Origin of the sequence: Virgisporangium aliadipatigenens (genome assembly GCF_016863615.1) — a bacterium.
GTDB lineage: Bacteria > Actinomycetota > Actinomycetes > Mycobacteriales > Micromonosporaceae > Virgisporangium > Virgisporangium aliadipatigenens.
The window spans coordinates 19,215-31,135 of record NZ_BOPF01000054.1 but is presented as its reverse complement, the minus strand read 5'-3'; the positions used below and the strand labels follow the sequence as shown (position 1 = coordinate 31,135).

Sequence of the window (11,921 nt, the reverse complement as noted above, 5' to 3'; positions counted from 1 at the left end):
CAAAAGCCTTTAAGGAACGTTGACCCGGTCACCGTTCCCGGGATTAGGTATGGCATCCCAGTCGATGCCTGTCCCCCAAAGGTGAACATGTCCAGAAAGCGCTCTCTGAGCATTCTCGGCTTCACTGCCGTGCTCGTCGCCGCCGCCGCGGCCGCGATCCTGCCGATGACGGCGTCGAACGCCGCCGAGGCATGCGCCGCCGCGTACAAGAACGACGCGGTGTACACCGGCGGCGCCAAGGTCTCCTACAACGGCCGCAACTGGATCGCCAAGTGGTGGACCCAGTTCGAGGCGCCGAGCACCGGCGGTTCGCAGGTCTGGAAGGACAACGGCCAGTGCAGCGGCAGCAGCGGCGGGGGCACCAACCCCGGCACCAACCCGGGCACCCAGTGCAACTACCCGAACTGGGCCGCCGGACAGTTCTACGCCGAGGGCTCGATCGTGAAGTACACGAACGGCCAGTACTACAAGGCGACGCATGAGAACCCCGGCTACGACCCGGTGATCAGCACCTGGTTCTGGTCGCCGTTCTCCTGCACGGGCGGCGGGGGTACCAACCCCGGCGGCGGCAACACCGGCGGCGGCAACACCTCCGGCTTCGTGGTCAGCGAGGCGCAGTTCAACGCGATGTTCCCGGGTCGCCGGCAGGACTTCTACACGTACGCCGGCCTCGTCACCGCGCTGAAGAAGTACCCCGCGTTCGCGAACACCGGTGACGACACCCGCAAGAAGCAGGAAGCGGCGGCGTTCCTCGCGAACGTCAACCACGAGACCGGCGGCCTCGTGCACGTCGACGAGATCAACCAGGCGGTCTGGGGCAACTACTGCGACCGCAGCCAGCCCTACGGCTGCCCGGCCGGCCAGACGGCCTACCACGGCCGCGGCCCGATCCAGCTCAGCTGGAACTTCAACTACAAGGCGGCCGGCGACGCGCTCGGCATCGACCTGCTGGGCAACCCGAACCTGGTCGCCACGGACTCGTCGGTCTCCTGGATGACCGGCATCTGGTACTGGATGACCGGCACCGGCGCCGCCGGCATGACCTCGCACGCCGCGATGTCCGGCGGGCACGGGTTCGGCGTGACGATCCGCGCCATCAACAGCATCGAGTGCGCCGGCGCCCACCCGGACCAGGTGCAGAGCCGGATCAACGCCTACAACAAGTTCGCGGGCATCCTGGGCGTGAGCCCCGGCGGAAACCTGTCCTGCTGACGAGCTTTGCTACAGGGGAGGGGAGAGGTGCGGTCCTGGGGGGTCGCACCTCTCCACGCGTCTACTGCAGCAGCTTCACCCTGATCCGTTCGGCGTCGCGCGGGGAGAAGCGTTCGAAGACGGCGAGCGCGTCGCGCCAGGCGTTCCGGGCGGCGACGGGTGTGCCGGCCGCGTACAGGACGTCGCCGATGTGGGCCATCGCGCAGGCCTCGCTGTAGCGGTCGCCGACCCGGCGGAAGATTTCGAGGGAACGGGCGTACGCCTCGGCCGCGCCGTCGAGGTCGCCGAGGCGGTGCCGGATGAAACCCAGGCTGTCGAACGTGTTGCCGGCGCCCACCGGGTTCTCCAGCGCCTCGTGCAGGGCCAGCGCCCGCCCGCAGTAGTCGGCCGCGTCGGCGAACTCCTCCAGATGCGCCAGGTGCCAGCCGGTGGCGTTCAGCGCGACGGCCTCGCCGGTGCGGTTGCCCGCCGCGCGGAAGATGTCCAGGGAGCGCAGCGTCGCGGCGAGCGCGTCGCGGTGCCGCCCCTGCTGTTCGAAGACCCAGCTGAGATTGATGAGCATGTTGGCCTCGCCGGTGCCGTCGGCCAGCTCCTGGTACAGCTCCAACGCCCGCGTGTAGTGCGCGCTCGCCTCGTCGTAGCGGCCCAGCCGGCCGAGCGCGCCCGCGAGGTGCCGGTGCCCGTCCGCCTGTCCGCGCAGGTCGCCGAGGCGCCGCGCCGCGTCGAGGGCCACCTCCTGCACCGCGATCCAGTCCCGCCAGTAGCCGCGCCGGTCCAGGATCGGCGCGTAGGCCCAGGCCAGTTGCCAGGCGTGCGCGTCCAGTCCCAGGTCCGCCGCGGCGGTCACGGCCGCGAGCAGCGTGTCGTGTTCCTCGGTGAACCACCTGAGCGCCGCATCGGTCGTGCACAGCACCTGGGGAATGACTCCCGGGAGGGGTTCGACCAGCGGGACGGCGTCGCGGCGCGGGTTGAGCAGGAGCGTGGCGGCGTGGGCGGTGCGCAGGTAGTGGTCGAGCACGCGCCGCACGGCATTCGTGCGTTCGGCCGGCGGCTCGTGGGCGTGCGCCAGATGGGCGGCGTACGCGCGCAGCAGGTCGTGCGCCGCGAACCGGCCCGGCACCGGCTCGGCGACGAGATGCCCGCGGGCGAGGTCGCGCAGGAGGCGTTCGGACTCCTCGACGCCGACGCCCGCGAGGCTGGCCGCCGCCGCCGCGGTCACGTCGGTGCCCGGGTGCACCCCGATGAGGCGGAACAGCCGGGCCGCCTCGGGCCGCAGCGTGCGGTAGGACCAGTCGAACACCGAGGCGATGTCGGTCGCCGGGTCGGTGCCGGAGAGCGGACCCGCCGGGAAACCGTTGGCGTCACGCAGTTCCCCCGCCAAGGAAGAGAGGTCGAAGCCGGGGCGCGTCGCGGCCCGCGCCGCGGTGATGGCCAGCGCCAGCGGGAGTCCGGCGCAGCGGCGGACGATCGCGTCGACCGCGTCCGGCTCGGCGGTGACCCGCTCCTTGCCGATCCGCCGGGTCAGCAGGTCGGTGGCCTCCGAGGAGGAGAAGAGCTTCATCGGCAGCGGCCGTGCGTCGGCGACGGCGACCAGCCCGGTCAGCTCGTCGCGACTGGTGACCAGCACCATGCACGTGCCGCTGCCGGGTAACAGCGGCCGCACGTGCGCGGCGTCCCGCGCGTTGTCGAGGACGACCAGCATCCTCCGTCCACTGAGGAGGGTCCGGTACAGGGCGGCCTGCGCGGCCTCCCCGTCCGGCACGCGCGGCCCGGAAACCCCGAGCGCGTCCAGGAAACCACGCACCGCCTCACCGGCCGACACGTGTGTGCCCGAGGGCTCGAACCCGTGCAGGTCCACGTAGAGCTGGCCGTCGGGGAAGCGTTCGGCGGCGCGGTGCGACCAGTGCACGGCCAGCGCCGTCTTGCCCACGCCGGCCGTCCCGGTGATCGCGCCGACCGCGCCGGCGCCCTCCGCTCCTTCCGCGGCCGTGCGCGCGGCGAGCGCGTCGAGCACGGCCAGCTCGGCGTCGCGCCCCACGAACGTCGGCGGCCGCGCGGGAAGCTGCGCGGGGCGCGGTGCCTGGGCGGCCTGCTCGGCCTCGCGGGGTGCCACGTCCCGGCGCAGGATCGCCTCGTGCAGCCGGGTCACGTCGCCGGTGGGGTCCACGCCCAACTCGTCGGCCAGCCGGCAGCGCAGCTCCCGGTAGGCGGTGAGCGCCTCGGACTGGCGGCCGCAGCGGTACAGCGCCAGCATCGCCAGCTCCGTGAGCCGTTCCCGGAACGGGTACCGCACCGCCAGTTCGCTCAGCTCGGCGACGACGTCGGCGTGGCGGCCCAGCGCCAGTTCCAGCGAAAGGCACTCCTCCCAGGCGGCCAGGCGGCGCTCGGTCCACGCCGGTGCGACGGACTCGACGAGACGGCCGCCGAGGCCGTCGAGCAGCTCGCCGCGCCACAACGCCAGCGCCGCCCGGAACGCCGCCACCGCCCCCGCGGGATCGCTGTCCCGGCCCGCCCGGGCGGTGGCCACGAGCTTGTGGAACCGCTCCGCGTCGAGCCGGTCCCCGTCGACGGCGATGCGGTACCCGGCCCGCTCGGTGGCCATGGTCTGCGCGGGCGCACCCGCCGCTACGAGGCGCCGCCGCAGGTCCGCGGCGAGGTTGCGCACCTGGCGCTCGGCCGTCGGCGGTGGCTCGTCCTCCCAGACGGCGGCCGCGAGCCGCTCGATCGGCACGGTGCGCCCAGAGTCCAGCAGCAGGCCGGCCAACAGCCGCTCCTGCCGTGTACCGCGTAGTCGCAGGCGGGAGCCGTCGGCCCACACCTGCAACTGACCCAAGACATAGAACTCGATCAAGATCTCATGCTGAGCGACGGTGATGACAACTCGATGACAGATCGATTATCACCTATCGGAGTCTCACTGCATATCCGCAGAACCGAGGGAGGCACCTTCCATGGCACCGACCCGGCTATCCATCGCGGCCCTGGTCGGCGGGCTGCTGGCGACGTTCGCCTGGGCGGCCCCGGCGCAGGCCGCCACCTACTCCGCGCCGCTGCGCACGGCGGTCTCCTCGCTCACCGTCGCCACCGAGGTGCGCACCGGCTACAACCGGGACCTCTTCCCGCACTGGATCGACGCCGACGGCGACGGCTGCAACACCCGCTACGAGGTCCTCATCGCCGAGGCCACCACCAGGCCCACGGTCGGCTCCGGCTGCTCCCTCACCGGCGGCCGCTGGTACTCCTACTACAACAACACGTACTACACGCTCCCCTCCGACCTGGACATCGACCACATGGTGGCGTTGGCCGAGGCGTGGGACTCCGGCGCGCGCAGCTGGACCACCGCCAAGCGCCAGGCGTACGCGAACGACCTCACCGAGAGCCGCGCCCTCGTCGCCGTCAAGGACAGCGTCAACCAGTCCAAGAGCGACCGGGACCCGGCCGAGTGGATGCCCACGAACAGCGGCGCCACCTGCCGGTACGTCCAGGAGTGGGTGGCCGTGAAGAAGCGGTGGGCGCTCACCGTCGACTCCGCGGAGAAGGCGGCGCTGACCGGCTACGCGGCCTCCTGCACGAACGTCACGATCACGGTGACGCTCTACTAGACCTTTTCTCCCGTAGTTCCCCGCTGCCGGAGGCCGGTCCTCGCCTCAGGGACCGGCCTCCGGTGGGTCTATTGCGGTGGCCGTCCGCGCGGTGATCCTGCTAAGCATCACGCATGAGCGGACGCTTGCGGGAGCGAATCATGGGGCACTGTGTGCTCGCGTCTCAGGGCGCCGGGGAGCGAAGCGAGGCGGCGACATGAGCGGGAGATTGCGGGCGATCGCCAAGGAAACGCTGGAGCTGCTGGAGTCCGGCCGGTATCCCGCTACCGACGCGGCCGTCGCCGGCACCCGCCTCTACCTCCCCGACGACCCGCTGCCGGCGCGGTCCACTGTGGACGTTCCGGTGGTCGAGGTGACGCGGGAGAGCACGCTTGTCGCCGCGCGCCGGCTGGCCGGGGACGGGCCGGTGGCCGCGCTCAACTTCGCCTCCGCGCGCAACCCCGGTGGCGGGTTCCTCGGCGGGGCGCAGGCGCAGGAGGAGAGCATCGCGCGGGCGTCGGGGCTGTACCCGTGCCTGAGTTCGGTGTTCGAGTTCTACGAGCACCATCGCGCCGAGAAGGATCTGCGCTACAGCGACCGGGTCATCTACTCGCCGCGCGTGCCGGTGTTCCGCGACGACAAGGGGCGGCTGATCGACCCCGCGTACGAGGTGTCGTTCCTGACGGCCGCCGCGCCCAACAACGGCGCCGTGCTGCGCAGCCAGCCCGCGAACGCGGCGACGGTGCCGGCGGTGTTGGAGCGCCGCGCGCGCCGGGTGCTCGACGTCGCCGCCGCGCACGGGGAGCGGCGGCTCGTGCTCGGGGCGTGGGGATGCGGCGTGTTCCGTAACGATCCGGCTGTGGTTGCTGAGGCGTTCGCCACCGTCCTGGGTGGGTTCGATCACGTGGTTTTCGCCGTGTTGGATCATGTCAGCGGGACTCCCGTGTACAACGCCTTCGCCGAGCGGTTCGGCGCCCCGCGCGCCGTCTGACGGGTTCGGTACCCGCGGACAGACCGTGTCGGGCGTTCAGGCGTTAGCTCTGGGTTGTCTCAAGGTTGCGGTAAGTGTTGCCGAAGATCGGAAGGAGAGCTTCCGGGAAGGTGGTGCGAGATGCGGGACATCTTTTGGACCTGAGGCGTAGGTGAACATCAGGGGCGCACGAGCCGACGAACTCGAACTACTGCGGGACATCGAGCGGGCCGCCGGCGAGTGCTTCCGGGCCGTCGGGATGCCGGAGATCGCGGACGACGAGCCGTTCCCCGTGGCACAGCTGGCCGGCTACCAGCGCGACGGGCGGGCGTGGGTGTCGGTGGACGACGCCGACCGGCCGGTCGCCTACCTGCTCGCCGACGAGATCGACGGGGCGCTGCACATCGAGCAGGTGTCCGTGCACCCCGACGCCGCGCGGCGTCGCCTCGGCCGCGGCCTCATCGAGCACGCCGCCGGGGTCGCCGCCGCGGGCGGGCTGCCGGCCCTGACGTTGACCACGTTCATCGAGATCCCGTGGAACGCCCCCTACTACGCGCGCCTCGGCTTCGTGCCGGTGCCCGACGCGGAGCTGACGCCGGGACTGCGGGCGCTGCGCCGCCACGAGGCGGAGATCGGCCTGGACCGCTGGCCCCGCACCGCCATGCGCCGCCCGGTCACGCCGGCCGCAGGTAGTGGGGACCTATCGCGGTTATGAGCCGCTCATGACCTGCGTTTCGCCCCATCACTTGCCCGGCCCGGTCAGGCGGGGACGCGATGCTCGGAGAGGTGGGCCAGCACCGCCTGGTTGGCCTCCCAGCCGTCCGGGAACTTCACCGCCTCGTTGAGATACATGCGGCCGGTCGAAGGGTGCGCGTCGAGCAGGTCCGGGATGCCGGCCCGGGCCACCACCACGCACGCGTGCCGGTGCCGCGACGTCAGCACGCACAGCCGCCCCGACTCCAGGTGGAACGCGGTCGCGTCGCGCCGCCCGGACAGCGGATGCCACACGATCGTCACGTCGTACTCGCGCCCCTGCAGCCGGTTGGCGGTGTCGACGGTGATGCCCGTGTCGGCCGGCAGGTGCGCGCGCACCGCCGCCGCCTGGTCCCGGTGCGCGGTCCCGATGGCGATCCGGTCGGCGGTCACCGGTGCCCCGTCGGGTGCCTTCTCGGAGACGGCCACGGCGCTGCGTTCCAGCAGCCGCGTGGCCAACTGCGCGCACGCGCGGGCCACCTCGGCGTCGGTGCGCAGCGTCTGGCGGCGGGGCAGCTCGTGCAGGGCCCAGCCGGTCGCGGCGGCGGTCTCCAGCGAGTAGTCCACAGTGGACTTCCCGAACGCCCGCGTGCGGAAGAAGAGCGAGCGGTCCTCGGGCCCCGTCCCGGAGGTGAAGGGCGTGTAGGGGTAGAAGGCCTCCGAGACGACCGGGGCGGCCGTGGCCGGAAGCCGCCAGGAGACCTCCAGGCGATGCGGCTTTATGGACGGGTTGTGCGCGAGGAGGACCGCCATCGCGCTCTGCTGCGGGTCCCACGACAGGCCGGCCCACCGTTCGGTCTCCACCACGGAGAACGGGTCCAGCTGCCCCGGATCGCCCACGAACAGCGTGCGCTCGAAGCGCCCCGCGATGCGCAGCAGGGCGTCGGAGCGCATCTGGTACGCCTCGTCGACGATGGCCCACGGCCAGCTGCCGTCGGTGACCGTGGCCCACTTGGCGGCGGTGCTGATGACGACGGCCGAACCGGTGAGGTTGCCCATCTTGCTGTCGACCACGACGTTGCGATGGCCGGCGACGCGGGCGCTGGCCAGGTAGCCGTCCCGGGAGAGGCGGCCGACCTGCGAGTCGGGGGCCGCGGCGGCGATGCCGGCGACGAGGTCGTCGACCTGTTCGTTGGTCTGGGCGACGATGGCGAGCGGCTCCCCGGCCCCCGCCAGGTGGGTGGCGACCCGCTTGACGAGAGTGGACTTGCCGGCGCCGGGCGGTGAGTCGACGACCACGCCGGGGCGGTCGCCGTGCAGGAAGTCCTGCATCACCGCGGGAAAGACGTCCACGGTCACAGTGTCCCCCGCGCAAGCGTCGGGACGGCGCCCGCGGTGTCGCCTTCCCTCGTCATTCCGGTCGCTACGCTCCCTGCACTCCTCAGTCCAGGCGACACCGCGCCGTCCCGCCGCGCGCTCATGACCAGTCCTCCACGGCGTCGTCGTTCGTGGGCACGTACTGCTGGGGCGGGCCGCCGTGCGTCCACGGCGTCTCCTCGTTGGCGGGGAACCGGTCCGGCTGCCGGAACGCCGCGTCGAGCGCGCTGTAGGTGAGGCGTTCGCCGACGGCGGGCACGCTGCCGGGCGGCGCGACGAGCGAGTTTCCCATGCCGCCGCTCAGTTCGAGCTGTACCTCGTAGCCGCCGCTGTCCAGTGTGGACACCCGCACGATCACGGCCTTCTGCTTGGGCCGGGAGCGGTCGCTGACCGTGGCGCCCGGCGTCAGGCGCAGCGGGTCGTCGGTGTGCACGAGGATCTGCGGGCGCAGCTTGCGCCGGCCGCTGCTGGCGTCGATCCGGTCCGGCGCGGCGTACGTGACCGTGCCGGCGAAGGCCTCCCCGCCGAGCCGGTATTCGGCCATCACGAGCGGATCGTCCATGGCGCGCTGCACGTCGTAGACGTTCTGGGCCCGTTCCATTGTGGACAGTCGTCGGGCGGCGGCGGTCGCGCTGTCCCGGCGGGCCTGCGGCAGCGGGTTGTCGCCCGCCAGGTAGGTGACGTAGTTGGTGAAGCTGTCGCGGTCGTCGGCCCAGCGTTCGGCCACGGAGGCGCCCGGCGACAGTCCACCGAGAACGTCGATGCCGCGCCACATCAGGTGCCAGGTCGGTTCCAGCTGGGAGTTCAGGACCTTGCGCAGTCCGTCGAAGTGGCGCGGGTCGCGCTCGTGCCGGGCGATCGCCGGCGACAGGATCTCGTTGTCGAACGTCGGATCGGTGGCCGGTCCGGCCGGCGGCCACAGATCGGCGTCCTCCGCGTCGGCCGCGGCTTCCACGGGGGAACGCCCCTCGGGCGGCGCGATCCAGCCGAGCAGCGCGGCGAGATTGGCGTCCTCGGTGGAACTCTGCCCGGTGGCCCAGTGCATCGACAGCGCCCGGGTCATCGCCACCATGAGCGACGAGCCGGGATGCTCGGCGCGTTCGGCGAGGAACGTCAGCCACCTCCCGAGCAGCGGCACCACGGGATCCACCGCGTACGGCCCGTCGGTGCGGCGCAGCCGCGTCGAGCGGCCCAGCAGCCGGGTGAACGCCACCCCGGCCGGATTCGGCACGATGAGCTGCGGCGCGTCGGAGAACCGTTGCCGCACCTCGCGACCGCGGTTGATCGGCACGTCCTCGCGGAAGTGCGTGAAGCTCCTCAGGTAGTCGAGCACCAGGTGCCCCAGCTCGGCGGCGAACGCGAAGCGCTGCGCGCGGTTTCGCGGCTGCGGCACCACGAGCAGGTGCGGCGCGGCGCGATCGTCGCCGACCAGGGCGGCCAGCGGGGCGTTTGCCTCGCCGGCCAGCGCCAGCGGCACGAAGACCAGCGGCCGCGCTCCGATGTGGACGTGGCGCACGGTGGTGAGCGGCTGGGCCCGTTCCTCCCGGACGGCGATGGCCCGGGCGAGGGCGGTCAGTGCCGTCAAGACAGGCACTCCGTGCGCATCCGCAGGGCGGTGCGCAGGGCGTGGGCCGTCTCCGCCAGCTCCACCGTGGGAGCCAATCTGCCTTCGGCGAGGCGCAACGCCGTGTCGACGAACTCGATGCCGCCCAGTTCCTCGCGCACGGTGCGGCCGAGCGCGTGCGTGGTGCCCCGCGCCTCGGCCCGGCAGAAGTAGGAGAGCTCGCACATGTCGAGACAGTCCGGGGAGTAGCGCGCCTCCACCTCGCCGAGCGCCGCGACGACCTCGCCGGCCGGCCGGGTCGCCGTCCCGTCCCGTACCCCCAGGTCGAACGTCAGCCCGGGGTCGAGCGTGGCGAGCAGTTCGTCGACGCGGCGCAGCCGGGACAACTGTCGCTTGAGGACGGTCAACTGGCGGCGCACGTCCAGGAGCGTGGCGACCGGCCGGTTGGAGAAGTTTTCGGGGCACACGAGGATCACATTGTGCGACACGCGCTGCGGGTCGTGCCCGAGTTCCTCGAACAGGCGACGCAGGGCCAGCACGTACACGGCGGACTGCACGGCGGCGGCCGCCACCTTGCCCCCGTCGGCCTGCCCGTCGATGACCGGGAACGACTTGATCTCGATGATGTGGAACTGCGCGCCGACCTGGAAGGCGATCAGGTCGGGCTCCAGATACACCGTGCGGCCGCCGATCGGCAGGCCGAGCAGCGGGTGGTCGAAGAGCGTGCCGGCGCCCTCGACCCCGGCGGCGGCGCCGTCGATCATCCGCCGGGCGAGGGCGTGGCGCACTTCGCGGCTGCCGTTGCCGCCCGCCTCCTCCAGGTCGTTGTATGCGACCTCGGCGATGTCGAGGCCGAGCCGTTCGCGCAGCATGGTCAGCAGCTCCGCGCAGCCGTTCGCCTTGACCTGCGCCTCGAAGGCGTTCCCCCGGGTGATGGCGAAGGTCGACTGGCCGAAGGGCACGGGGTGTCCGATGTGAACGGACATCGCCTTCTTGTCGACGCCGGCGGCGTCGAGAACGGCGCGGCGGCGGCACCCGGGATTGCCGGTCAGGGCGGCGATGGTGCGGGCGTTGTGGTTGACCGGCGCGACGTCGCCACGGAGCCGGTCCAGGTGCGCTTCGGTGCTGGTCACGGGAGCGTTCTGCACGGTGGGAGTCCTTCGCGGGGGGAAGACGTGGGGAAGCGTCAGGTGCCTGTTCTCGAACGGACGGCGCGGAGCTGGGTGCCGAAGAGCTGTCCGACGTCGTCGAGATGCGCGCGGGCGCGGGCGGCGGCGGCCGTGCGGTGCGAACGGTCGACGCCCGTGTGCGAATCCAGCTCGGCGCGGGCCGCCCGGATCACCGCGGCCGGCGCGGCGGTCCCGATGCCACTGGCGGCGCCCGGGATGTTGGCCCCGAACATCCACAGCAGCCGGGCCACGCCACCGTCCACCTTGGACAGCCGCTCGGCGTGCTCGGCCACCCGTACCGCCGCCGTGAGGAAGTCGACGCGCGGGCTGAGGGGGCCGACGATGCGGTGCTCGAGCGGCCAGGTCGAGACGGCGAGCAGGCCGCGGGCCGGGGCGAGCCGGTCGGCCGTCAGCGCCGCGCACAGGTAGTACGGACGCGCGAACGGCGCCGACCGGAACGACCGTTCCTCGTCCCGCCGCAGGCTGGTCAGCTTGGCACTCGGCACGTCCTCCCCGAAGAACGCGTGGTGCACCTGGACGACGAGCCGCGGCGCAGCCGGAACGGAGAGTAACGACAGTGCGGTGTGCACCTGCTCACGCAGGGGCAGGAGTCCCGGGACGGCCCGCTGCCGGGGTGGCAGCGGCGCGGCGGGTGCCTGGTCGGCGAGGTCGTCGAGGGCCTCCTCCCAGGCGTCCTCGGCCCGTCGCAACTCGGCCCGGAGGGTGCGCGCGGTGGCGCGGTCACCCGTGGTGACGGCGTGGCGGACGGCCGAACGCAGGCGCTCGATGCGCCGTTCCAGCTCCTCCACGGGCTCCGCCATGATCCGAAGGTAAGTCCTCCAGCAATTTCCAGCAATAACCATTTCGGGAGAAAAAAATCGTGGGGTTGTCGAATTCGTCGACCCGCCGTTCGACGGGTGGGTGTCGGAGCACAATGCCCATCGGGCACCACCGAGGAGGACACCATGGCGCAGTACCTGATCCTGATCTACGAGTCGGAGGAGTTCTACGAGCAGGCCACGCCCGAGGACTGGCAGAAGGCGATGGACGACCACGCCCGGTTCAGCCAGCAGGTCCCCGAACTGGGCGGCCGGATCCTCGGCGGCGAGGCGCTCCAGCCGACCGCCACCGCCACCACCATTCGCGGCGACATCGTCACGGACGGGCCGTTCGTGGAGACGAAGGAGGCGCTCGGCGGCTATTACGTCATCGAGGCGGAGGATCTCGACAAGGCCATCGCGATCGCGAAGCTCTGCCCCGCCGGTGGGGGCGGGGTGGAGGTCCGACCCGTCATGAAGTTTGACGAGTAGGGCCGTCCGGGAGGCGGTCGCCGACGCGCACCGTCGCGAGTG

10 protein-coding genes are annotated in these 11,921 nt (G+C 72.1%); 5 read left to right on the top strand and 5 right to left on the bottom strand.

Annotation, left to right across the window (positions count from 1 at the left end; translation table 11 throughout):
• Positions 1-87 precede the first annotated feature (87 nt).
• Positions 88-1,212, top strand: coding sequence for a glycoside hydrolase family 19 protein (locus Val02_RS43160; protein WP_203905163.1), 1,125 nt, complete (start codon positions 88-90; stop codon positions 1,210-1,212).
• A gap of 61 nt (positions 1,213-1,273) precedes the next feature.
• Here the strand turns inward: Val02_RS43160 and Val02_RS43155 are convergent, their stop codons facing one another.
• Positions 1,274-4,063: an AfsR/SARP family transcriptional regulator gene (locus Val02_RS43155; RefSeq protein ID WP_203905162.1), complete on the bottom strand. Its 2,790-nt coding sequence runs from the start codon at positions 4,061-4,063 to the stop codon at positions 1,274-1,276.
• A 100-nt stretch (positions 4,064-4,163) separates the two neighbouring features.
• On the opposite strand from Val02_RS43155, the gene Val02_RS43150 reads away from it, so the two are divergent.
• The 3 genes from Val02_RS43150 (at position 4,164) to Val02_RS43140 (ending at position 6,481) form a co-directional block, all read left to right on the top strand.
• Positions 4,164-4,817 carry an HNH endonuclease family protein gene (locus Val02_RS43150; RefSeq protein WP_203905161.1) on the top strand — a complete coding sequence of 218 codons (654 nt, stop codon included), beginning with the start codon at positions 4,164-4,166 and terminating at the stop codon, positions 4,815-4,817.
• A gap of 196 nt (positions 4,818-5,013) precedes the next feature.
• Complete coding sequence (locus tag Val02_RS43145; protein ID WP_203905160.1) at positions 5,014-5,787, top strand: TIGR02452 family protein; 774 nt, start codon at positions 5,014-5,016, stop codon at positions 5,785-5,787.
• 151 nt (positions 5,788-5,938) lie between these two features.
• A complete protein-coding gene (locus Val02_RS43140; RefSeq protein WP_203905159.1) occupies positions 5,939-6,481 on the top strand; it encodes a GNAT family N-acetyltransferase in 543 nt (180 codons plus the stop codon).
• Between the two features lie 44 nt (positions 6,482-6,525).
• Here the strand turns inward: Val02_RS43140 and Val02_RS43135 are convergent, their stop codons facing one another.
• From Val02_RS43135 to Val02_RS43120, 4 genes are all read right to left on the bottom strand, one after another.
• On the bottom strand, positions 6,526-7,791 hold the full coding sequence (locus Val02_RS43135; protein ID WP_203905194.1) for an AAA family ATPase: 1,266 nt from the start codon (positions 7,789-7,791) through the stop codon (positions 6,526-6,528).
• Between the two features lie 145 nt (positions 7,792-7,936).
• Positions 7,937-9,430, bottom strand: coding sequence for a hypothetical protein (locus Val02_RS43130; RefSeq protein ID WP_373318049.1), 1,494 nt, complete (start codon positions 9,428-9,430; stop codon positions 7,937-7,939).
• Positions 9,418-10,533 (bottom strand): hypothetical protein, encoded by a 1,116-nt coding sequence (locus Val02_RS43125; RefSeq protein ID WP_203905157.1) that lies wholly within the window; start codon positions 10,531-10,533, stop codon positions 9,418-9,420. The genes Val02_RS43130 and Val02_RS43125 overlap by 13 nt, the downstream gene beginning before the upstream one ends.
• A gap of 53 nt (positions 10,534-10,586) precedes the next feature.
• Positions 10,587-11,390 carry a hypothetical protein gene (locus tag Val02_RS43120; protein WP_203905156.1) on the bottom strand — a complete coding sequence of 268 codons (804 nt, stop codon included), beginning with the start codon at positions 11,388-11,390 and terminating at the stop codon, positions 10,587-10,589.
• Between the two features lie 144 nt (positions 11,391-11,534).
• On the opposite strand from Val02_RS43120, the gene Val02_RS43115 reads away from it, so the two are divergent.
• A complete protein-coding gene (locus tag Val02_RS43115; RefSeq protein ID WP_203905155.1) occupies positions 11,535-11,879 on the top strand; it encodes a YciI family protein in 345 nt (114 codons plus the stop codon).
• Positions 11,880-11,921: the final 42 nt, after the last annotated feature.